20 protein-coding genes and 1 riboswitch are annotated in these 22,538 nt (G+C 60.8%); of the genes, 9 read left to right on the top strand and 11 right to left on the bottom strand.

Annotated elements, in window-relative coordinates; translation table 11 throughout:
* Positions 1 to 160: 160 nt before the first annotated feature.
* The 3 genes from JTP94_RS26750 to JTP94_RS26740 form a co-directional block, all read right to left on the bottom strand.
* Positions 161 to 1,582, bottom strand: a complete 1,422-nt coding sequence (locus JTP94_RS26750) for a mandelate racemase (protein ID WP_204853438.1) — start codon at positions 1,580 to 1,582, stop codon at positions 161 to 163.
* On the bottom strand, positions 1,579 to 1,770 hold the full coding sequence (locus tag JTP94_RS26745) for a hypothetical protein (protein ID WP_204853437.1): 192 nt from the start codon (positions 1,768 to 1,770) through the stop codon (positions 1,579 to 1,581). Before JTP94_RS26745 ends, JTP94_RS26750 begins: the two co-directional genes overlap by 4 nt.
* 166 nt (positions 1,771 to 1,936) lie before the next feature.
* On the bottom strand, positions 1,937 to 2,632 hold the full coding sequence (locus JTP94_RS26740; RefSeq protein WP_204853436.1) for a TetR/AcrR family transcriptional regulator: 696 nt from the start codon (positions 2,630 to 2,632) through the stop codon (positions 1,937 to 1,939).
* Positions 2,633 to 2,813: 181 nt separating this feature from the next.
* Here JTP94_RS26740 and JTP94_RS26735 point away from each other — a divergent pair, with 181 nt between their 5' ends.
* The 6 genes from JTP94_RS26735 to JTP94_RS26710 all read left to right on the top strand — a co-directional run bounded on the left by JTP94_RS26735 (position 2,814) and on the right by JTP94_RS26710 (position 9,248).
* Positions 2,814 to 4,097, top strand: coding sequence for an ABC transporter substrate-binding protein (locus tag JTP94_RS26735; RefSeq protein WP_204853435.1), 1,284 nt, complete (start codon positions 2,814 to 2,816; stop codon positions 4,095 to 4,097).
* Between the two features lie 61 nt (positions 4,098 to 4,158).
* Positions 4,159 to 5,070, top strand: coding sequence for a carbohydrate ABC transporter permease (locus JTP94_RS26730; protein WP_210384295.1), 912 nt, complete (start codon positions 4,159 to 4,161; stop codon positions 5,068 to 5,070).
* Positions 5,063 to 5,947 (top strand): carbohydrate ABC transporter permease, encoded by an 885-nt coding sequence (locus tag JTP94_RS26725; protein ID WP_409456636.1) that lies wholly within the window; start codon positions 5,063 to 5,065, stop codon positions 5,945 to 5,947. Before JTP94_RS26730 ends, JTP94_RS26725 begins: the two co-directional genes overlap by 8 nt.
* A 73-nt stretch (positions 5,948 to 6,020) precedes the next feature.
* Positions 6,021 to 7,046 (top strand): Gfo/Idh/MocA family protein, encoded by a 1,026-nt coding sequence (locus tag JTP94_RS26720; RefSeq protein WP_204853433.1) that lies wholly within the window; start codon positions 6,021 to 6,023, stop codon positions 7,044 to 7,046.
* A 7-nt stretch (positions 7,047 to 7,053) separates the two neighbouring features.
* Positions 7,054 to 8,124, top strand: a complete 1,071-nt coding sequence (locus JTP94_RS26715; protein ID WP_204853432.1) for a Gfo/Idh/MocA family protein — start codon at positions 7,054 to 7,056, stop codon at positions 8,122 to 8,124.
* A gap of 44 nt (positions 8,125 to 8,168) precedes the next feature.
* Positions 8,169 to 9,248 carry an ABC transporter ATP-binding protein gene (locus JTP94_RS26710; protein ID WP_204853676.1) on the top strand — a complete coding sequence of 360 codons (1,080 nt, stop codon included), beginning with the start codon at positions 8,169 to 8,171 and terminating at the stop codon, positions 9,246 to 9,248.
* A 284-nt stretch (positions 9,249 to 9,532) separates the two neighbouring features.
* On the opposite strand, the gene JTP94_RS26705 is transcribed toward JTP94_RS26710, so the two are convergent.
* The 7 genes from JTP94_RS26705 to epmA form a co-directional block, all read right to left on the bottom strand.
* Positions 9,533 to 12,004: a glycoside hydrolase family 2 protein gene (locus JTP94_RS26705; protein ID WP_204853431.1), complete on the bottom strand. Its 2,472-nt coding sequence runs from the start codon at positions 12,002 to 12,004 to the stop codon at positions 9,533 to 9,535.
* A 78-nt stretch (positions 12,005 to 12,082) separates the two neighbouring features.
* Positions 12,083 to 13,042: a DUF1839 family protein gene (locus JTP94_RS26700; RefSeq protein WP_204853675.1), complete on the bottom strand. Its 960-nt coding sequence runs from the start codon at positions 13,040 to 13,042 to the stop codon at positions 12,083 to 12,085.
* 8 nt (positions 13,043 to 13,050) lie between these two features.
* Positions 13,051 to 13,959, bottom strand: coding sequence for an amino acid--[acyl-carrier-protein] ligase (locus JTP94_RS26695; protein WP_204853430.1), 909 nt, complete (start codon positions 13,957 to 13,959; stop codon positions 13,051 to 13,053).
* Positions 13,960 to 13,964: 5 nt separating this feature from the next.
* Complete coding sequence (locus JTP94_RS26690; RefSeq protein ID WP_204853674.1) at positions 13,965 to 15,158, bottom strand: acyl-CoA dehydrogenase family protein; 1,194 nt, start codon at positions 15,156 to 15,158, stop codon at positions 13,965 to 13,967.
* Positions 15,158 to 15,409 carry an acyl carrier protein gene (locus tag JTP94_RS26685; RefSeq protein WP_034509339.1) on the bottom strand — a complete coding sequence of 84 codons (252 nt, stop codon included), beginning with the start codon at positions 15,407 to 15,409 and terminating at the stop codon, positions 15,158 to 15,160. Before JTP94_RS26685 ends, JTP94_RS26690 begins: the two co-directional genes overlap by 1 nt.
* Before the next feature lie 350 nt (positions 15,410 to 15,759).
* Entirely contained in the window at positions 15,760 to 16,812 is a 1,053-nt protein-coding gene (locus JTP94_RS26680; protein ID WP_204853429.1) for a lysine-2,3-aminomutase-like protein, read from the bottom strand.
* The gene (epmA, locus tag JTP94_RS26675) at positions 16,809 to 17,873 is read right to left on the bottom strand and encodes an EF-P lysine aminoacylase EpmA (RefSeq protein WP_204853428.1); all 1,065 of its coding nucleotides are present in this window, start codon (positions 17,871 to 17,873) and stop codon (positions 16,809 to 16,811) included. The genes JTP94_RS26680 and epmA overlap by 4 nt, the downstream gene beginning before the upstream one ends.
* Positions 17,874 to 18,024: 151 nt before the next feature.
* On the opposite strand from epmA, the gene efp reads away from it, so the two are divergent.
* Positions 18,025 to 18,594, top strand: coding sequence for an elongation factor P (efp, locus tag JTP94_RS26670; RefSeq protein WP_204853427.1), 570 nt, complete (start codon positions 18,025 to 18,027; stop codon positions 18,592 to 18,594).
* A 107-nt stretch (positions 18,595 to 18,701) separates the two neighbouring features.
* Here the strand turns inward: efp and JTP94_RS26665 are convergent, their stop codons facing one another.
* Entirely contained in the window at positions 18,702 to 20,558 is a 1,857-nt protein-coding gene (locus JTP94_RS26665; protein ID WP_204853426.1) for an ABC transporter ATP-binding protein/permease, read from the bottom strand.
* Between the two features lie 165 nt (positions 20,559 to 20,723).
* On the opposite strand from JTP94_RS26665, the gene JTP94_RS26660 reads away from it, so the two are divergent.
* Both JTP94_RS26660 and JTP94_RS26655 read left to right on the top strand, forming a co-directional pair.
* Positions 20,724 to 21,566 carry a MoxR family ATPase gene (locus JTP94_RS26660; RefSeq protein WP_204853425.1) on the top strand — a complete coding sequence of 281 codons (843 nt, stop codon included), beginning with the start codon at positions 20,724 to 20,726 and terminating at the stop codon, positions 21,564 to 21,566.
* A 67-nt stretch (positions 21,567 to 21,633) separates the two neighbouring features.
* Positions 21,634 to 22,245: a hypothetical protein gene (locus JTP94_RS26655; protein WP_204853424.1), complete on the top strand. Its 612-nt coding sequence runs from the start codon at positions 21,634 to 21,636 to the stop codon at positions 22,243 to 22,245.
* Positions 22,246 to 22,421: 176 nt separating this feature from the next.
* Positions 22,422 to 22,499: riboswitch (SAM riboswitch) on the top strand.
* Positions 22,500 to 22,538 lie beyond the last annotated feature (39 nt).

Genomic DNA, 22,538 nt, shown 5'->3' with positions numbered 1-22,538 from the left:
GGGCGAGGGGGTTACCCCCAATGCTGCCTCGGTCCGAGTGGTTGGGCCGGTTAGCTTGCTCCTTGGTCCCCTCTCCCCGCATTGCGGGGAGAGGGCTAGGGTGAGGGGCCAGGCACGACAGTGCGCCAAAGACAAAACGAGCCTGACCTTAACCAGAGTCCTATTTCAGCGATGCCTCCATCGCGCCCCAATCCGGCTCCACCGACGAACCGAGACCGACAGCGCCGATGACGGAACCAATGGCGATCTGGCCGCCCTCAATCCGCAGCCGCGTCCGCCCGTTGCTCACGCGATAGAGATCGGAATGAACCTGCGCGAAAGCCGCTTGCTCGGCCTCCGGCGCGCCGGCCATGCCATCGACATAGTGATGGCCGTTGCGCTCGATATGCGTCATGCCGATCAGCGAAGCGAGCGCCAGGTCCTGCTGCACGGCAAGGCCGCCTTGCGTCGTCAGATCCTCCGCCGACATGAAATAGGCTATGCCGTCGTCAGCGCTCCACTTGGCGACGCGCGCCCGGTTCAATAGCGAGCGATAGAAACCCTTGCAGGACTTCGAGGAAATGCCGGTATAGCCGAGCCCTCTGGCGGTGACGAAAGCATCGATATCGGCATCGGATTCATCGATCTCCACCGGCTTGAAGGCGGCAAGCGCCTTTACCGGCTTCTCGAAAGCGTGGGCGCGGGCGATCGGCTGCTCGACGAACAGGATCGAAGCGGCGAAACGCGCCAGCCTCGGCTCCTCTTTCACGCGGGCGAGCAGATCGGCCACCGCCTCGGCGGATGAGAACTGCTCGTTGCCATCAAGCGTCACGGAATAGGCAGGCACTTTGGCGTCGATCACAGCGGCAATGCGGCAAAGGCGATCGATATCCGCCTCGGGAGCGCCCGAGACTTTGACCTTGAAGAAGGTCAGGCCATAGGCGTCGATCGCTTCCTCGAAGCTCTCTGGCAGACCGTCGTCCAAACGCTCGTTCGCCGGAATATCGTCAGGCACGATCGCATCGACCAGACCGACCGTGTGGCGGGCAGCGAGGCTTCCGGCAGGTTCCAGTGTCGACAGGAAGCCGGAAAGATCGAATCCAGAGAGATCGCGCGCCGTGGAAGCATCGATACCGGGGCGGTTCGCCTTGATTGCCTGCGCAACCGTCAGCCCTTCCAGCCGGCAGAGGCCATCGAGGATAGCCCTGTTGGCAAGCGCAAGACCGAAGGAGGCGACCAGGCCGTTCAGCTTTTCAGCCGCCGCCCGCGCATGATGCGCTGCCTCGACGGCGGCATGCAGCTCAAACGCCGTTCCAAGGCCTGCGCCTCGCAGAGCATCGAGAGCCAGCGCCAGCGAACGGCGCAGCTGATTTTCATTGTCGGCATTGGAAAGCTCGGGCGATTTGTCGAACCATTTCGGCACCATCAGCTCGGCGGCCATCCCCCCAGCCGAACGGCCGCTGGCATCCTCGATGCGCACACGCAGGAAAATCTGCCGCGCCTCCCGCAGGGTCGCCGCCCCGAAACGGAAGGGAAGCCGCAATTTGACCGGGCGCTCGAATGCCTCGGCCTCGACAAGCCTGATTTTCAATGATTCGGTCATGATGGTTGAGTGCTTCCTTCGAAGAAATCGATCGTCTGCAGCTGATCGGGGCTCCATACAGGCTTCGACCTGTTGGTCCGATGCCGTGTCCAGCAATGCATCGGGCCACCGAGCGCCGGCCCGAAGAGATTATCGAGCACGTAGCGCCGGTGGCAAATCATATCGGGAATAATGCCAACACCCTTCATGATGTCTCCTCCCTGCCCGATTCCCTCCAGAATCAGGAAAAGCAAATGCTTGGTCGCCTAAGCAATGTAACCATATGGTTACAAGATCGCGCGATCACTCCGGCCTTGTCAATCGTCTTTTGAAAATTTCTCTGAAGCCTGCAGAGCCACGGGCTCTCGGGGCACGCTATGCCCGGATGGAAGCAAGGGTCACCTCCACGATATGTTCGCCCCAGGCATTGAGCGCGTCCGGGCTGGTCAACTTGCGCGCAAAAATCGTCGACAAGGTGTGGCGGTTGGACAGGTAGAAGAAACCGAGTGCCGCGATCGTCAGATAGACGGATACGGGATCGACGGCAGACCGGAACATGCCGGCCGCCTCACCGCGTCGCAACACATTTGAGAGCTCATCGATGAAATGCGAATGCATCTCCAGCACCTTGTCCGATCGCTGCAGATAGTGTGCCTGATGCAGATTTTCGGTCACGAGCAGGCTTAGAAACTCCGGATGCGCGAGAAAATGCCGCCAGGTGAACAGCGCAAGCTCCCGCATTCCCTCTTCGGGGTCGCGGCGGGCGAGATCGAGATGCTTTTCGGCGTTGCGGATCGCCGCATAGGTCGCCTCCAGCACCGCGAGATAGAGCCCCTCCTTGTCGCCGAAATAGTGGTAGAGCATCCGCTTGTTGGTCTGCGCCCGCGCCGCGATCGCATCCACCCGGGCGCCGCCGAAGCCATGCGCGGCAAACTCTTCCGTCGCTGCTTCCAGGATCGCGGCATGGGTCCGTTGCGGATTGCGCGACACTTTTTCCGACCGTGTTCGCACAGCCTCGCCGACATCGGCTTGCGCTGACTTTTCAGTCTGTTGCCTCTCCCTGGCGGTCATGACGAACCTCCTCCCGCATCGATCTTTCCCGCGAGGGGCGCCACCGGCTCTCGCAGACGTCGTTTTGATTGTGACACGATTGACGCTTGACAGCGGTCGCATTTCTATCCAACTTGTAACCAAATAGTTATATCATGCAAAGCAGTTCGTAAATCATCGGTTTACTGGGGAGGAGACCAGGATGACTTTGACGATCGACCGCCGGCAGCTGATTGCCGGCATGGCAGCTACGCTAGCTTTCAGCAGTATCGGACTTTCCCGCGCCAATGCGGCAACCGCGATGCGCCTTCTTTGGTGGGGATCGAAGGAGCGAAGCGACCGCACATTCGCAGCCGTCAAGGCCTATCAGGCCAAGAATGCCGATGTCACCATCGCCGGCGAATCCTTCGGCTGGGACAGCTACTGGACGCGTCTTGCCACGCAGACGGGCGGCGGCAATGCGCCCGACCTCATCCAGATGGACTATCGCTACATCTTCGAGTATGCCCGCCGCGGCGCGCTGCTCGACATGACGCCCTATCTCGGCAAGAGCCTCGCGATCGAGGATTTCGGTCCGGCCAATATCGATTCCGGCAAGGTCGACAACAAGATTTACGGCGTCAATCTCGGCGTCAATTCCTCGATGGTCGTCGTCAATGCGGCGGCCTGGGCCGAAGCCGGCGTCGAGCCGCCGCATGACGGCATGACATGGGAGCAGCTCGGCGACGCCTGCGCCAAGGTGACGACTGCCAAGAAGCGCCGCGGTTTCTACGGTACGGCGGATGCGAGCGGCGGAGAGCCGGCCTTCGAATGCTGGCTGCGCCAGCGCGGCAAGGCGCTCTATACCGCCGACGGCAAGCTGGCCTTCGAAGCCAAGGATGCCACCGAATGGTTCGACTTCTGGGGGCATATGCGCAAGATCGGCGCCTGCGTTCCGGCCGATGCACAGGCACTCGACCAACAGACCCTCGAAACCGACATGCTCGTGACCAAGAAGGCAGCTGTCAGCTACGCCCATTCCAACCAGTTCGTCGCCATTCAGGGCCTCGTGAAGGAAAAGCTCGATATCGTTTCCTATCCGGTCGGCGCCGACAGCAAGCCCGGCCAATATCTGAAACCCTCGATGCTGATGTCGGTTTCGGCGACCTCTGCCAACAAGGACGCTGCCGTCGCTTTCGTCAATTACCTGGTGGAGGATCCGGAGGGCGCCAAGACGCTCGGCGTCGAGCGCGGCGTTCCTCCTTCGCCGAAGATCCGCGATCTCCTGACCCCGGATCTCGATGCGACGAGCAAGCAGGTCGTCGACTATATCGGCCGATTGACGCCGCATGTCGGAGCACTGCCGCCGTCTCCGCCGAACGGCGCCGGCGAGAATGCATTCCTGCTGAAAAAGATCGCCGAGGAAGTGGCCTTCGGCAAGACCAGCGCGCAGGACGCCGGGGCGAAGTTCACTGAACAGGCAGCAGCAAACGTTACGCGAGGCTGATACCGTGGGTACAAACAGCAAGAGCGTTGCCGGCGGCTTGGCCGTCGGTACGCGCGCGCCAATGCGCGTGGAGACCACCTACAAGGCGCCGAGCGCGTTCTCGCGCAACGCGCCGGGCTATCTCTTTCTCCTGCCGTGGTTCATCGGCTTCTTCGGGCTGACCCTCGGACCGGCGATCGCGTCGCTCTACCTGTCTTTCACAGATTACAATCTGCTCCAGTCGCCGAACCTGGTCGGATGGGACAATTACGTGCGCATCGCCACGGCGGACGACAAATTCCTGTCGTCGATGAAGGTGACGCTGTTCTATGTGGTCTGTTCCGTGCCGCTGAAGCTTGCCTTCGCACTCTCGGTGGCGCTGCTTCTCAACCGCGGCATTCGCGGCCTTCCCGTCTATCGCGCCATTTTCTACCTGCCGTCGCTGCTCGGCTCCAGCGTCGCCATTGCCGTGCTGTGGCGGCAGATCTTCGATGCCGATGGCATCATCAATACCCTGCTCTGGTATGTCTTCGGCATCAACGGCCCGAGCTGGATCTCCAATCCGGACTATTCGCTTTATACCCTGGTCATCTTGGCCATCTGGCAGTTCGGCTCGCCGATGATCATCTTCCTGGCGGGCCTCAGACAGATCCCGACCGATCTCTATGAAGCCGCCAGCCTCGATGGCGCGTCCAAGAGGCGGATCTTCTTCAAGATCACCCTGCCGCTGCTGACGCCTGTGATCTTCTTCAATGCGGTGGTTCAGACCATCGACGCCTTCAAGGCCTTCACGCCGGCCTATGTGATTTCCTCCGGCACCGGCGGCCCGATCGATTCGACGCTGTTCTACACGCTCTACCTCTATCAGGAAGCCTTCGGCTACTTCCGCATGGGCTATGCTGCCGCACTCGCCTGGGTCCTGGTGATCATCATCGCGATCTTCACCACCTTCTCCTTCCTCTCCGCTCGTTATTGGGTTCACTACGATGACTGACGCGAAACTCACCCATTTTGCCGAGGATATGAACGCGCCGCGCGAGCGTCCCTGGTTCGTCTCCGTCCTCGTCCACACCGCTCTCATCGCCGCATCGATCGTGATGCTCTATCCGCTGCTGTGGATGCTCTCCGGCTCGATCAAGGACCAGAACGAGATCTTCGGCACGGCGTCGCTGATCCCGTCGCAATTCGACTTCAGCTCCTATGCCCGCGGCTGGTTCGGCGGTCAGGTCACCTTCGGCACCTTCGTCTGGAATTCGGTTGTTATCGCCGTGCTTTCGGTCATGGGCAACGTCATCTCCTGCTCGCTGGCGGCCTATGCCTTCGCGCGGCTGGATTTCTGGGGCAAGAATTTCTGGTTCGCGCTGATGCTGGGCACGCTGATGCTGCCCTATCACGTCACGCTCATCCCGCAATATATCCTCTTCCTCAAGCTCGGCTGGGTGAAGACCATGCTGCCGCTGGTCGTGCCGAAGTTCCTGGCGGTCGACGCCTTCTTCATCTTCCTGATGGTGCAGTTCTTCCGCGGCATCCCTCGCGAGTTGGACGAGGCTGCCATGATGGACGGCTGCAGCCCCTGGCGCATCTATTGGCGCATCATGCTGCCACTGTCGCTGCCGGTGCTCGCCACCGCCGCCATCTTCTCCTTCATCTGGACCTGGGACGATTTCTTCGGACCGCTGATCTATCTCTCCGATATCAATACCTACACCGTGCAGCTCGGCCTGCGCTCCTTCGTGGATTCCACGGGAAGTTCCGACTGGAGCAGCCTGTTCGCCATGTCGAGCCTGTCGCTGATCCCGGTCTTCCTGATCTTCCTCTTCTTCCAGAGGCTGCTGATCGACGGCATTGCCACGGCAGGCCTCAAACGCTGATACGAACCGTACGGTCCCGAAAACCCAAGATTTGGGACCGCATCCTGAGAAACCCATTGAAAGGAAATGTCGTATGAGCGCGCTGCGCTTTGCCGCCATCGGCCTCAATCACGATCACATCTACGGCCAGGTCAACGTCATGCTGCGGGCCGGCGCGGAACTGGTCGCGTTCCATGCCATAGAGGACGACCTTGCGGCCGTCTTCACTGAGCGCTTTCCGCAGGCGAAACGCGTTGTCGACAAAAGGGAAATCCTCGAGGACCGCTCCATCGCGCTGATCGTCAGCGCGGCCATCTCCAGCGAACGGGCGGGCCTTGCCATCGAGACCATGCGCCACGGCAAGGACGTGATGCTCGACAAGCCGGGCATGGTGACGCTGGATCAGCTCGCCGACGTGCGTAAGGTACAGGCCGAGACCAGGCGCATCGTCTCCATTCTCTATTCCGAGCATTTCGAGACGGCATCGACCGTCAAGGCCGGCGAATTGGTCAAGGCCGGCGCCATCGGCAAGGTCATCCACACGACCGGCCTCGGCCCGCACCGGCTGCGCAAACCGACCCGGCCGGAATGGTTCTTCGACCGCAAGCGCTACGGCGGCATCATCACCGACATCGCCTCGCATCAATGCGAGCAGTTCCTGTTCTTCGCCGGCTCGCTCGAAGCAGAGGTGCTATCGGCAACCGTGTCCAACCGCGCCAATCCCGAGACGCCCGGGCTGCAGGACTATGGCGACTTCCACCTGCGCACGCCTGACGTAACGGGCTATGTCCGCGTCGACTGGTTCACGCCGGACGGTCTCTCCACCTGGGGCGACGGCCGCCTCTTCATCGTCGGCACTGAGGGCACGATCGAGCTGCGCAAATATATCGATGTCGCCGGCCGCCCCGGCGCCGATCATCTCTTCCTCACCGACCGAAAGGGCATGCAGCATATCGACTGCACCGGCCTCGACCTGCCCTATGGCCGGCAACTGGCCGCCGACATAAGTGACCGCACCGAAACGGCGATGGGCCAGGAACATTGCTTCAAGGCTATGGAGCTGGCGCTGAAGGCGCAGGCGCTTGCCGAGGCAACATCGCTCAACAGCATTCAAAGGTAATCCGCATATGTCCGACGTAAAGAAAGTCGCGATCATCGGTCTCGGTATCGGCCGCTCCCACATCGTCGAAGGCTATCTGCCCCATTCCGACCGCTTCGAAGTTGCCATCCTCTGCGATCTCAACGAGGAGCGCCTAAATGCCGTCGGCGACGAATTCGGCATCGAGAAGCGCGTCAAGGATTTCTCCGAAGTCTTGAACATGCCCGATATCGACATCATCGATATCTGCACCCCGCCCGGCTCGCATTTCGAGCTCATCATGCAGGCGCTTGCGGCCGGAAAGCATGTGGTCTGCGAGAAGCCGCTTGTGGGATCGCTCGCCGATGTCGATGCCGTCATTGCTGCAGAGAAGACGGCCAGGGGCAAGCTGATGCCGATCTTCCAGTATCGCTACGGCGATGGCATCCAGAAGGCCAAGCGCGTTGTCGACGCCGGCATTGCCGGGAAGGCCTATGTCGCCACCTCCGAGACCCATTGGGTGCGTGGCGCCGATTATTATGCCGTCCCCTGGCGCGGCAAATGGGCGACGGAGCTCGGCGGCGTGCTGATGACGCATTCCATCCATCTGCACGACATGCTGACCTATCTGATGGGACCGATCGCAGGCCTCTTCGGCCGCGTCGCGACGAGGGTCAACGATATCGAGGTGGAGGACTGCGCCAGCGCCAGCCTGTTGATGGAAAACGGCGCGCTCGCCACCATCAGCGCCACGCTCGGCTCGCAGGAGCAGATCAGCCGCCTGCGGCTTGCCTTCGAGAATGTGTTGATCGAAAGCAACCATGAGCCCTACAGCCCCGGCCAGGACCCCTGGAAGATCATCCCGGCCAATGACGAGGTCGCCGCAAAGATCGATGCGCTGCTGGCGAACTGGACGCCTATTCCCAACCGCTTCAACTCGCAGATGAAGCTGTTCCACGAAGCCTTGGTTTCAGGCGGACCGCTGCCGGTGACGACAGCCGATGCCCGCCAGGCGCTGGAGCTGGTCACGGCATTCTATGAATCATCGGAAACGCGCACCGAAGTCCGCTTTCCTGTCGGACCGGAAAGCGCAAAATACAAGAGCTGGAGGCCGTCATGAACGTTGCCCCGGTAGCCACCAGGACGAACAAGGAGGAAGCGCCCATGGCGACAAGTGTCTCGCTGCAGAAGGTTATCAAGCGCTATGGCGAACTCCAGGTCGTCCACGGCATCGATCTGGAAATCGAGCCGGGGGAATTTACCGTTTTCGTCGGCCCGTCGGGATGCGGCAAGTCCACGCTTCTGCGCATGATCGCCGGGCTGGAGCCGATTTCCGGCGGCGGGCTCTATCTCGACGGCAGCCGCATGAACGATGTCCCCGCCTCCAAGCGCGGCATCGCCATGGTGTTCCAGTCCTATGCGCTCTATCCGCATATGTCTGTTTACAAAAATCTCGCCTTCGGCCTCGAAACGGCTGGTATGAAAAAGCAGGATATCCAGCCGCGCGTCGAAAAAGCGGCTGAGGTCCTGCAGATTACGCAGCTATTGCAGCGCAAGCCGAAGCAGCTTTCCGGCGGCCAGCGTCAGCGCGTGGCCATCGGCCGCGCCATCGTGCGCGAGCCCAATATCTTCCTCTTCGACGAACCACTTTCGAACCTCGACGCCGAACTGCGCGTGCAGATGCGCGTCGAGATCGCCCGCCTGCACCAGCGGCTCGGCAACACTATGATTTACGTCACCCACGACCAGACCGAGGCCATGACCATGGCCGACAAAATCGTCGTGCTCAACGGCGGCAAAATCGAGCAGGTCGGCGCGCCGCTCGACCTCTACAACAAACCGAAGAACAAGTTCGTCGCCGGCTTCATCGGCTCGCCGAAAATGAACTTCCTCGATGCCAAGATCGTCGCCTCCGACGACGGCTCCGCCGTCATCGACCTCCACGGCCAGACGGTTCGCCTGCCGCGCCGGCTGGGCGGCATCCAGCCCGGAGAAACCGTGACACTCGGCGCCCGCCCCGAACATCTGAATGTCGGCGATCGCGGTCTGGCGCTCGGCACCGCCAGCGTCGATCTCGTGGAACATCTGGGCGGCCAGACGATCCTCTACGCCACGCTGCAGGGCGGCCAAACATTGACGGTGGCATTGGAGGATCAACAGGCCATCCGCGCCGGAGAGACGGTCAACATCCGCATCGATCCGGAACGCTGCCACCTGTTCAGGCCGGATGGCGCGACGCTGTAAGGGAAGCCGATGGAGTGCACCGAATTATCTCGCCCCTGGCGGGCGAGAAAGTAATTTCACTGGTTTAGGAATTGCGTCACTGGAGACGCTTCACATTCGAAAGTTTAGAGCAATTTCTAAGCCATTGAAATTGCAAGAGAGGGGGTCGTTTTCTTGCGCCCATACCTACCCTCGCTCTTGTAAAAACTAAGAATTAGACGAGGGACAAGCCCGCGCCCAATCCTAAGTTTTTACTTTCTCGCCCGCCAAGAGCGAGATAGGTGTCGGCATTTGCCGCACCTCAATCAAACCTCGACGATTCGCCGGCTACCGATGGCGCGGATCTGACCCATCGGAACGGAGTCGGCCGGTATTCCTGCCCGCCGGTGAAGCCGGACCCGCCGGCTGCCGTCCGGCGGCAGGTGAAACCAGTCATCCTCGGCCCGATAGGCCTCGAAATCGATCTGCACCGATTGCGCCAGACGGTCGCTGCGAAGATCCAGGAACCAATCCTCGCCCTCCTGCAGGACCGATGCCGCAATCTCCGCGTCGTGGAATGCGGCCGCCCTGCCGAGCGGGAAATGAAAGGCTTCCGCAATCAGCGCGCCGGTACCGGGTGCCGTCAGCCGTGCCACCGTCACATCATGCGAAGGCGGCCCGAAGCGGAAGGCGTAGGTCGTATCGAAGAAGGCGCCGAAGAGATCCGTACAGGCTATCTTCTGCTTGCCGCGAGCTTCGACCACCAATTCCCGGCTGCCGCCCACCACTCTTTGACGGCCGTCGCGCAGGCAGGAAACCTCGAGCGCGATATCAAGCGCCGCATCGCTCTCGTTGATTATATGCACGTCGAGACCGTTGGTGCCTTCGTCTGTCAACAGCACCTGCACGGGCCGGAAGGCGCGGCGCAACGCATACCATATCGGCTTGGGCTCGCCCGTGGAGTCGATCACACCCCAGCCGGCGCCGGGCAGCAGGTCCTGCAGTGTCCAGACAAGCGCGCCGTTGCAACCCGAACCTTGCCGCCGCCACTCGGCATAGGTCTCTTCCGCGACCTCGCCGGTCACGGCGCGCGAGAGGCTGAGATAGAGATCCGGATCCTCCCGCCGCAATCGATTCGGCTCGAAGCCGTAAAGTTCCTGAAGGTAATGATCGCGCACATCCTCGAAATCCCAGGAGGCGCCGCGATCGCGCGGAACGCGCTCCTTCCATAGCGGGCTATGAACGGCAGGAACCGTCAGATGCCGGATGAGCGTGCGGGCCTGCGGCACATGCGCGAATGCCAGGCTCTCGGCCGCAAAGCGGACATCGGCACGGCGCGCATCGGCGAGCGGCCGCATATAGGCGCCGACACCGTAGTAATGCGTGACGCCGGCATTCGGAGAAAACGGCATGGCGCCGCCGGAGGGAGAGTTGACGACATAGGGCACATCGGGCCGCAGCGATTGTACGACCGGCGGGATGATTTCCTCGACGATCGGGCTTGCCCAGAAGCGCTCGGGCAGGCCTATCATTGCCGCCTGCTGATGGATCTCGCTGCCGCCGCAAAGAACGGCAAGCGAAGGCGACAGGCGCGTACGGCTAAGAAGTTGCGAGACTTCCGCCTCAACATGGGCGTTGAACGCCTTGTCACTCTTCGGATAGTCGAAATTGGCGAACATGAAATCCTGCCAGACCAGCAGGCCGAGTTCGTCGCAGAGGCGGAAGAAATCCGGCGCCTCATAGGCCATGGTGCCGCCGATGCGGATCATGTTCATGCCGGCCTCAGCCGCCAGCCGCAGCCAGGGTTCGTAGTCCTCGCGGCTGCCGGGCAAGCGCACGATGTCGGCCGCCGTCCAGACCGCGCCGCGGCAAAAGATCCGTGCGCCATTGATGACAACAGCAAAATCCTGCCCGTCGGCGCCGCGATCGACCGACAGCCGTCGAAAGCCGGTGTTTCCGAGGGGATATTCCGCGCCGTCGATGACAAGCGCGACCTCATGGAGGTGCGGCAGGCCATGCGTATGCGGCCACCACGGTTCCACACCGGGAATTTTCAGGATGGCGTTGTAGCGGCCGGGACTGTCTCGTTCGAAAGCCTGCTCGACTTCACCGCAGCGCAGGACGATCTCCCCGGCATCGCCTTCGATCGAAAGCGACGCATAGAGCCGGCCTTCGCCATCATCGAGCAAATCCGGCCGCAGGGAGAGGTCGCGGATCACAGGCGCGCTCGGGCGCAGAAGGGAAACCGGTCGCCATGGGCCGACGGCATGGATTTCCGGGCACCAGCCCGGCATGTGGCCGAGCAATGTCGTGCGAACGAACCGGAGGCCCTGCGGCGTGATCATCTGCGGCCGCCAGCGGGCGCGGGAACCCTGCTCTGAAAGCCGTGGCCCCAGAGCGCGGAAGCACAGCGCCAGCTCATCACCGCCAAGCAGGCTCACGGCGATATCATGGGCTTCGAACATGCTTTCGGAGACGAGGATTTTCTGACCGTTGAGGAAGACCTCGCAGAGTGTTGCCAGCCCTTCCAGCCGCAGCACCGCATCACCGGCATCCACATCCACCATGCGACAGATATACCAGGCATCCCGGTCGTTGAGGGGGTGAGGTTTCGCGCGGTCGAAGAGCCCGGCCTTTTCCAGCGCCTCTGCCACGGTGCCCGGCACCGGCGCAGGGATCAAGCCGGCCGAAAAGGGCACGTCGGAAGGCAGGGCACAGGTGCCCGCATCCGTCAGCACCAGATTCCACCCTTCGCTCAGCCGCATTCCGCCGCCGATATCAGCCAAGCGCCCGCCCATGACATCTTTCCGGGGGATTTCCCCGCCCCACATCTATCCCGAAATCGCCGAGCCGTTTCGCAATCGAACGGAAGCCGGTCAGAGCTTCCGTTCAAGCAGCCCCATCATGGCATCCCACGCATCGGCGGCCGGATCAAGCGCTGTCCGCAATGGCTCGAATTTCTTGCGCGTGATGGCGCGGGCAAGCTGGAACTGCACCGATTTCGCCGCTTCGGAAATCCGCCGCGCTTCAGCGGCGGCATCGGAGAAATCCGCCGTCAGCCAGTCGAGATGGCTGCCCGCAAGCTCGAAATTGGCGCCGAGCTGGCGCAGCATGTTGAAGGCATATTTGTGGAAGAAGCCGAAAGGCCGTTCTGCAACCGCTTCGACCTGCACGGGAAAGACCTCGGCGAAGGCGCGGATGGGATTGGCCTGCGGACGGCGGCGGAAATGGAACGACAGCAGCTGCCGCGATGTTTGCCGGATGGCGGCTTCGCCCGGTGTCTTGTCGGAAAATTTCGCGAATTCCGTATAGGGCAGGAACGGCAGGTCGTCTTCCGTCAGTTGCAGCTGGAACAGCCCGTCGAAATCCTCGCCCGAAAGCTGGAAGAATCCGCCATTGTGGAAATAGTCGAGCCTGCGCTCCTCCATATCCAGCCGGTTGATCGCGACAGTCGTCTTGCCATGCTCGCGGCGATAGCCGACGCCCTGCGTATCCGGCATGAAGAAGGAGTCCATCTCCACCAGGCAGAGCCGGCCGCGGCCGATCTGCTCGGCGACGTGATGCTGGATCTTGTCGTAGATCGCAAGCTCCGTGCAGCGGATGCCGTAGAGTGCTTCGAGATCTTCGAGCGGCACCTTGAAGAAGGTGAACTGGTCGCCCTCGAAATCCTGGCCCATGGTGAAGCCGAGCATGGCTTCCGGCTGAAGCTTCAGGCTCGAGAGCACTTCGATCCAGAGATCGATGTAGCAATTGGTCTCGGGCCACATGCGCTCACTGTAGTGCAACGCATGCGGCTTGTAGGCGGCGGGATCCAATCCCGGGAAGACGGCAGCCATGGAAGCGATCAGCCCCACAGCGCCTGGCGCACGCTCTCGGGCCATTCCTTGACGTCGAGACCGTGGTGGTGAAACAGCGCCAGCGCGATGCGCTCCAGGCCGAAGCCGACGCAAGCCGTGTGCGCGACACTACCGTTAGCGAAGTTCAGCCCCCATTTCGCGCCGAAGGCGTCCTGGTGATAGTTGAAGCTCATGCAGGCCGTCGGGTTGGCGGTCGAGGTGATCGGGATCAGCAGCTCGAACTTCAGGTTCTGGTCGCGCTGGTTGTTGGCGAGCATCTTGCCGGCGCGGCCGAAGAAGGGATCGTTGGCGACGTCGATGGTCACGTCGAGGCCGACAGCCTTCATCATCTCGATGCCGCGATCCATCCAGCTCTGGCGGAAATCCGTCACATGCTTGTCGGTGCCCATGCAGACATATTCGCGCATGCGGAAGAGCTGCTGGCGGGCCGGATCCTTGGAAGGCTCGTGACGGAAGCAGTAAGACTGCAGATCGAACAGAGCGCCGCTTTCCGACAGAGCGCCGCGCTTGGCGACGGTCGGGTAGAGCGGATAGCAGGCCGCCGGCGTCAGCACGATATCGGTCGCCTGCTGGTCTTTCGTCCAGTTGTCGCCGACCTCCATGCACTTCAAGAGGCTCATATGATCGAGCTCGCTGCCGCAGAAGCTGTGCACCGTGCCGGCGAGCTGCGGGAAGCTCTTCATATAGCCGCTCTTCTCGAAAAAGACGCGGTTCATGCCCGGCGGAAAGCGGATGGCCTCGGCGCCATCGGCACCACCGAACTTGTCGATCAATCGCTCGAAAGCGGCAATGACGTCTTCGAACTGGCCGCTGCGGCCGTAAAGACCGTCAACGCCGGTATCGATCAGAAGACCGGATTCGAAAAGGCGGTCGAGAAACGAAGTTTGCATATCCATGACGATTACCCCAATAGGCTGGTATCTTGTTTGTGGACGAGCAGCATGGTCGACGTATTGCCGAGAATGCGGTCATTCGAGATCATCAATTGAGCGGAATGGGCATCGCGCAGATGGCGGCCAAGGCTATAGGGCGTGCCGTTCTTATAGCCCATGATGCCGCAGATCAGCATGGCGTGATTGATGATCGGCAGGATCATCTCCGACGACGCGATCTTGACGTTGTTCATCGCGACGGCAAAGCCCATCGAAGAAAGCCGGTCGGCATCGGCCTTGGCCTCTTCATAGACTTTCAGACCGGCAACGACATTCGACTTCACCATCTGCAGCAGGCTGGAGACTTCCGCCAGCCGCAACGCGCCCGGCGGCTGCGTGCCCGGCGATTTGCGGGCCGCGGCGCGCACGAAAGCCTGAGCACGGGCAACGGCATCGGCCGCAATTCCGTACCAGACGCCGCTCCAGAGCAGATGCGAGCTCGCCAGCATCGATTGCGCGGCGATCTCGGCAAACGGCTTCGGCAGGATCTGCGCGGCCGGCGCCTCGCCCTTGAACAGGAAGCCGTCGGAACAGGTACCGCGCATGCCGAGCGTGTTCCACTCGACGGTGCGTTCAATCCTATACTGATCCCTAAGGAAAACCGTCAGCACCTGGTCGGAAGAAGCGGCCTCGGTGTGGCTGCGGGACGTGATCAGGATCGCATCGGCATGGGCGCCATAGGAAATGACGGTCGCATCCTTTTCCAGGAAGCAGGTATCGCCCTCGATCTTGATGGCGCAGATGCTGTTGCGCAGATTGCCACCAATGCCGCCTTCGGTCGTCGCCGAGGCCAGCAACAGCTGCTCGCTCGCAATGCGGCGCATGAAATCACGGTGCCAATCGCTGTCTGCGCCATGCTCGACCAGGCTCGAAAGCTTGATCTGATGCATGGCGAAAACCATGGCGCTGGCCGCGCAGGCCTGGCCGAGGATCGAGCAAAGCTCGGCGATTTCAGTGATCGATGCGCCCTCGCCGCCGAGAGCGGCGGGGATCTGGATGGATAGCAATCTCTCGGCGCGCATTGCGTCGACGGCTTCGCGCGGGAACCGGCCCTCGGCATCGACGGCATCGGCGTGTTGGCTGGCGATCGCGGCGACGCGCGCGGCACGTACAGCCGGTCCGTCTCCCGACCCAACCTCAAGCAAAGCGACCGCCACGCTCATCATGCAACCTTCCGGCTGTCCAGGATCATGCCGACAGTCTTTTCGATGGCGGCGATGCTGGCGAAGGACTTGCGGTTCAGCAGATTGTCGGGAAACTCGACGTCAAAAGCCTCTTCGATGCCGAGCATCAGCTGTACGGAGGCGAATGAGGACAATCCCGTGACATAGAGATCGGCATCATCGGCAATCTCGTCGATGGCAACGGGAAGCGCACCGAACTTGGCCAGCAAATCGCGAATCGTCTTGTTCATAATCTAGTCCCTTCTGGCAATGGCAAGCATAACTGCAGTTACGCAGTTTTATCGTCAGCCAAGAAGTAACGGGGAAAATAGAACATTCCGCTAATCGACGTGGTAAATACAATCGGGATATACTTCATAGAAGATTCCCATATTCAACATTTGCCTAAATGAGGTTTACCATCTGTAAGCCATGCAAGGCAGCGTTTACAGGTAAATATTATGATGATCTAATATTTTCGCGTATCGATTTGTGAATAGGCGCCACCGGCAATAAGGTTAATGTGCCAAATTCGCCAATACGTTTTATTCAAAAAATCTCATAACAAGCATAGCGGCAGAGTAAAACGGCAGCCCCGGATCTATGAATCGGGCGGATAGACGTGCTCGCCGCCGCGATAATCCGAAATCGAATAGCAACCCTCGTTGATCTCGCGAACCGAACTCCTGCCGATATCCGCCTTGCCGTGGCCGCCGGGAATATCGAGAATATAGGTGGGCTGGCAGAGGCCGGAAATGCGGCCGCGCAGAGCCGCGACGATCGCCTGGCCTTCTGCGATCGTCAGGCGGAAATGGCTGGTGCCGGGCGCGAGATCGGGATGGTGCAGGTAATAGGGCTTCACCCGCGTTTCGACGAAAGCCTTCATCAGAGCTGCCAGCACATCCGGATCGTCGTTGACGCCCTTCAGGAGCACCGATTGGCTGACGAGCACGATCCCCGCATCGACCAGCCGGGCGCAGGCCGCACGCGCCTCGCCCGTCAGTTCCCGGGGATGATTGGCATGCAGCGCCACATAAATGGTCTTGCCGCTCGCCCTCAGTGCCCCGATCAGCGCCGCGTCGATCCGCGAGGGATCGACGACGGGAACGCGCGTGTGGAAACGGACGATCTTCACATGATCGATATCGGCGAGCTGCCGCAATATCTCTTCCAGTCGCCGCGGCGAAAGAACCAGCGGGTCGCCGCCGGTGAGGATGACCTCCCAGATCTCGCCGTGATCGCGAATATAGCCGAAGGCGCCATCGAGCGCCTCGCCATCGAGCGTCCCGAGACCCTGCGGCCCGACCATCTCGCGGCGAAAGCAGAAGCGGCAATAGACCGGGCAGACATGCACGGCCTTCAGCAGCACCCGGTCCGGATAGCGATGGACGATGCCTTCGACCGGGCTATGGGCATGATCGCCGATCGGATCGGCGCGCTCTTCCGGCGTGACGACAAGTTCAGCCATGTCGGGCACGAATTGCCGGGCGATGGGATCGGCGGGATCGGCACGGTCGATCAGCCGCACAACCGTCGGTGTCAGCGCGACCGCATATCGCTCCGCCACCGCCTCCAGCGAGATCGCCTCGTCGGCATCGATCAATCCGGCACGCTCGAGCTCGCTGATATTCCTGATCGGACGCATCGAATTCATGCGCCGAACTCCGTGACCGGCGCCCAGAGCACCTGCTCGATACGCGAGGCCCCGGTTGAAAGCATCACCAGCCGGTCGAAGCCGAGCGCGATGCCGCTTGCGTCAGGCATGACGGCCAGCGCCTCCAGAAAATCCTCGTCCAACGGATAGGTCTCGCCGTAGACGCGCTGCTTTTCCGCCATCTCGATTTCGAACCGCCGCCGCTGCTCGACGGCATTGGTCAGTTCACCGAACGCATTGGCAAGCTCGACGCCGCAGGCATAGAGCTCGAAACGTTCGGCGACACGGTGATCCCCAGCCGAAGGCCGGGCAAGCGCCGCCTCGGAGACGGGATATTCATCGAGGATCGTGGCGCGGCCGAAGCCGAGATTGGGTTCGACCTTCTCGACCAGCACCCGGCTGAAGAGATCGGGCCAGAGGTCGTCCGCGGCAACGCGTATGCCGACCCGCCGCATGTCCGCCGCCAGGCGCTCCGGGTCCGTGGATCCGCCCATGCCGATGGAGGCAAAAAGATCGATGCCGGCGTAACGTTCGAAAGCCGCTGCGACGCTGATACGCTCCGGCGTGAGGAAAGGATCGGTCTCGGCGCCCCGATAGGTCAGCTTTTTTGCCCCGACCGTCTCGGCTGCCAGCGCCAGCAGAACAGAGCAGTCGGTCATCAGGGCCTCGTAGCTTTCCCCAGCCCGATACCATTCCAGCATGGTGAATTCCGGATGGTGCAGCGGCCCCCGTTCGCGATTGCGATAGACGTGGGCAAAACAGGCGATGCGCTCCTCACCGGCCGCGAGCAGCTTCTTGCAGGCAAACTCTGGCGATGTATGAAGATAGAGAGGTGATGCCTTGCCGTCCGTCGTCAGCGCCTCGGTCTCGAAGGCATGGAGATGCGCCTCGTTGCCGGGCGACACCTGCAGCGTCGCCGTATCCACCTCGATGAAGTCGTTGCGCACGAAGAAACCCCGCAGAGCCGCCTGGATGGCGTTACGGCCAATGAGAAACGGCCGCCGGTCCGCATGGACATTGCGGGTCCACCAGGGAGACGCTTTGCTCGTCGTTGGCTTCATTCCTAGCTTTCTTCAGGGCGCAAGCCGCGTTGGGGGTGGCAATTTCCATTGATTTAGGGTAGTTGCGCCCCCAAGCAAACAATTGCTGCGTCTCGGAGAGCATTTAGACAGTCCCTCTACGACGCAAAACGCAGCGTTACAAGGAAGTCTTATGGTCAAGGTCATCGCCTCTTCGGTCCGCAAGGGCAACGTTCTCGACGTCGACGGCAAGCTCTACGTCGTTCTCACCGCCGCGAACTTTCATCCGGGCAAGGGTACGCCGGTTACCCAGGTCGATATGCGCCGCATCGTCGACGGCGTTAAGGTGTCCGAACGCTGGCGCACCACCGAGCAGGTCGAGCGCGCCTTCGTCGAAGACGTGAACTTCCAGTACCTCTATCAAGATGGCGAAGGCTTCCACTTCATGAACCCGGCCAACTACGATCAGGTGGTCGTCGATGTCGAGACCATGGGCGACCAGAAAGCCTATCTGCAGGAAGGCATGACCTGCGTCCTGTCGATACATGAAGGTATTGCGCTGGCACTCCAGCTGCCGCGCCATGTCACGCTTGAGATCACCGAGACCGAACCGGTCGTCAAGGGCCAAACGGCATCCTCCTCCTACAAGCCCGCCATGCTGTCGAACGGCGTGCGCACCATGGTGCCGCCGCACATCAACGCCGGCACCCGCGTCGTCGTCGCCACGGAAGACAATTCCTACGTCGAGCGCGCCAAGGACTGAGCTTCAGCCTCTTGCTTGCATGAGAAACGCCTCGTCGCCACGACGGGGCGTTTTAGTTTTGGCGGCTGGCACCGCCATGGCCGGACATACACGTCTCCGAAGCAAAGTTACGGCGCATTGGCCTTCTTCGGATCCCTGACCGCCGCCTCGGCGGGCGCGGCCGCCGGCGGCGTGGCGGCGGCCACCTCATCCTCGCGCGACGCCAGTGCCTGCAGGTGCAGGACGCGAGGGGACATGGCATGAAGGTAGGCATCGTTGCGGCCGATATAGATCACGGTCACGTCGGTCAATTCCGCCAGCAGCGCTGAAAACTGCGCCTGAATTTCCGCCTCCAGCCCTTCCATGGCATCGTCGAGGACTATCCATTTCGGCTTCGCCAACAGCAGATGCGCAAAGCCGACGGCCTTCTGCTCCTCGGTATCAAGCAGTCGGTCCCAGCGGGCCTGCGTGTCGAGACGGCTCTTGAGGCGACCAAGGCTCACCTTATCCATCGCGGCCTCGACCGCGGCCTCATCGTAGACATCCCGATCCTCAGGGAAACAGATCGCCTCCCTGAGCGTGCCGCTCGGCACATAGGGTGTGTGCGGCATGAACAGCACGTCTTCCATCGGCGGCAGGCTGACGGTGCCGGAGCCGCTATACCATTGATGCGCCAGCACCTCGAACAGCAGCCTGCGGTTCACGCCGTGATCGCCATTGATCATGATGTGTTCGCCGGCATTGATCGTGACCGTCCCCTCGGCGATCCGGAAGCCGTTCTCGGTCGCCTCGTCGCTGGTCCTGGTGGAAATCTCCATGTCGGTCCAAACCATCGTGCCGGGCGCGGCCTTCTCGAAGACGAGGGTGTGCGGCATCGGCGTCTTGTCGTCCATCTCCGTCAGTGCCTTGCGGAAATCGGTGACGCGCATCAGCGTGGCGCGCCATTCGGCGATCGGCCCGAAATTGGCGACATACCAGCGCAGGGCCGAATTGACCTGATTGAAGGCGCCGACCGCCACCATGAGCTGGCCGAAGGTCAGCCCGCCGGAGAAATAGGCGGGCGCAGCCACGAGGATGGGGATGATCAGCACCAGCCAGCCGTAGCCGGCGGAAACCCAGGTGAGATTGGTATTGGCTATCGCAAGTTGGCGGATGACGGCGAGCACTGCGGAAATATCGACATTGATCCGCCGGCGTTCATTCTCTTCGCCGCCGGCAATTGTGATCGCTGGCATATGCTCGTTGGCGTGCATGAGCGCGAAGCGCAGCTCGGCTTCCTTCGAATAGCGGTCGGCATTCAGCCGCACCAGCCGGCGGCCGACGAACTGGCTGAGGAACGATGCCGAACCGGCATAGAGGATCGCCGCCCAGACCATGTAGCCGGGGACGGAGAAGCTCGCGCCCCTGAAATGGAAGACCATGCCGCTCGACAGCTCCCAAAGCACGCCGATAAAGCTCAGCAGCAGGATCGTCGCCTGCACCAGGCCGATCGCCAGACCCGTCGTGCTTTCGGCGAGATTGCGGGCATCCTCATGCAGCCGCTGGTCTGGATTGACGCCGATCAGGCCGGAGGAGGCAAGACGAAGCGCACGCTTTGCCTGCAGCCACTGGTTCACCAGATCCCTTGCCAGGCCCTCGCGCATATAGAGCGCGGTCATCTGGTTCAGCCAGGCCTGGATGACGTTGAGGACCAGAAGCGAGCCGGCGATGATGCCGAAGACGCCGAGCTGGTGGAAGAAGGCGGAGGTATCGCGCCTTGCCAGCGAATCGTAAAAAGGAGCGTTCCAGCTGTTCAGCAGCACCTGGACGTAGGCGGTGACCATGATAATCAGGAAGAGCGCTACGGTCAGCGAAATGATCTTGATGCGTACCGGCGAATTCCAGAAAGCGGAGAACATCATCCTCAGCCGAAAGAAAAGGCTCAAATCGTAACCGACCTGCTCGTTTCCCTGGATATTCGGCTTGGCTTGCGCTTCAACTGCCATCAGCACTTCCCTGCGACGCACGTCCCGTCAGTTAATCATGACCCGCCCTCATGTCCACCCTTGCAACAGATTAGTGCGATCACGTTCCTATATACACGGTTTCACGCCTTGAACCGAATAAGGTCAGCAACTAGCTTGCACTGGAAAGATTGAGAAAGCCTTCCGATGCAATTTCAAGGAACTGCCGACTATATCGCCGACAAGGATCTGATGGTCGCCGTCAATGCCGCCATCCGGCTGGAGCGTCCGCTTCTGGTAAAGGGAGAACCGGGCACGGGCAAGACGGAACTGGCGCGACAGGTGGCCGCTGCTCTCGGCCTGGATCTGATCGAGTGGAATGTAAAATCGACCACCAAGGCGCAACAGGGCCTCTACGAATACGACGCCGTCTCGCGCCTGCGCGACAGCCAGCTCGGCGACGCACGCGTCCATGATATCAGTAACTATATCAGACAGGGCAAGCTCTGGCAGGCCTTCACCGCGCCGCAGAAATGCGTGCTGCTGATCGACGAGATCGACAAGGCCGATATCGAATTTCCGAACGACTTGCTGCAGGAACTCGACCGCATGGAATTCCATGTCTACGAGACCGACGAAACGATCCGGGCCGCGATCCGGCCGATCGTCATCATCACGTCAAACAATGAAAAGGAGCTGCCGGACGCCTTCCTGCGCCGCTGCTTCTTCCACTATATCCGCTTTCCCGACATGGAAACGCTGACGCGCATCGTCGAGGTGCACTATCCCGGCATCAAGCGGGCGCTTCTGCATGCGGCGCTGACGCAATTTTTCGAGATCCGCGACGTGGCGGGCCTGAAGAAGAAGCCCTCCACATCCGAAGCGCTCGATTGGATCCGCCTGCTGGTCGCCGACGATGTCGATCCGGCCACCTTGCGCGGCGACGCGAAAACCGCCCTGCCGAAGCTGCATGGTGCACTCCTGAAGAACGAGCAGGATGTGCATCTCTTCGAGCGGCTGGCCTTCATGGCGCGGGGACAAGGGAAGTAATGCAACCTCGTCATGAGATCGAAGCGCTTTCAGACCATCTGCAGGCGATAATCGACGGAAGCAAAGCATGGCAGGTCCAAATATAAAACGTGGCGACAGATTCACTTGGACATATGCCCTCTGGTTCCTGCCGGTGTTGGTGCAACCGTGGGAAGGTTGGTTTCCCGCTGGATGGGATTGGTTAGGCATTGACTTTTTAGCATTCTTATTGCTTGCCATCGCAATTGTAGTTTCTCTCTGCATCAATTCAATACGTCGCCGCTGGCGGCGCGTATTATCGCTTTTAGTGACCCCGGTTTTTCTGCTGATTCCAATCGTTCTGCTTGCAATTGCTGGCATAACCCCCAACAGCATAAGGTTTGCGCTGACGCGAAACGGGTACCTAGCGGAAATCCAACGAAGCGATGCGCAAAGCACAGAACCTCGCTTTAATACATTTGTCTGGGATGACACTTTCACGGCGAAGACTTACGTGACTCTCGTTTATGACGAGAGCGATGAGATTGTCTTGCCCATTGGCAACCAATCAGAGGCTTGGCGCCAACGAATTCAAAAGACATGCGCCAAAAACAGAGATTGTGTAAATCTCGATCCTCAGCCAGATGAATATATTAGCGTAACGAAAATTGGCGATCATTTCTATCTTCTCAACGAAAGTTTCCCGAACGCATTTCCATAACCGTGGCTTCCCGAAATGCGCGGGAATCGTTCCCGCTTCCGTCTGAGAGACGGTGGCTCATTCAATACGTCACGCTTGCACTTCTTGAACATCTGTAAGCGGCAACCGACATCAAAGCGCGGTCGCCAGCCCCCGCAAAGCTTGCCCATTGACCCGCCGCGACAGCAGGTTTATGGAATTCCTTCTGTGGTGATTTGGCCGGCCGGCTTGCAGCCACGTTAAATAAGTCGCTAAAGGGCCGCGTGCGGACCGGTAGCGATTCATGATCGCGGCCGGTTTTTTTGTATTTGGTC

The organism is Martinezella lusitana (assembly GCF_016901135.1).
Taxonomy (GTDB): domain Bacteria; phylum Pseudomonadota; class Alphaproteobacteria; order Rhizobiales; family Rhizobiaceae; genus Rhizobium; species Rhizobium lusitanum_D.
Note: the sequence above shows the minus strand (reverse complement) of the source record. Positions and strands in the feature narration are given on the sequence as shown.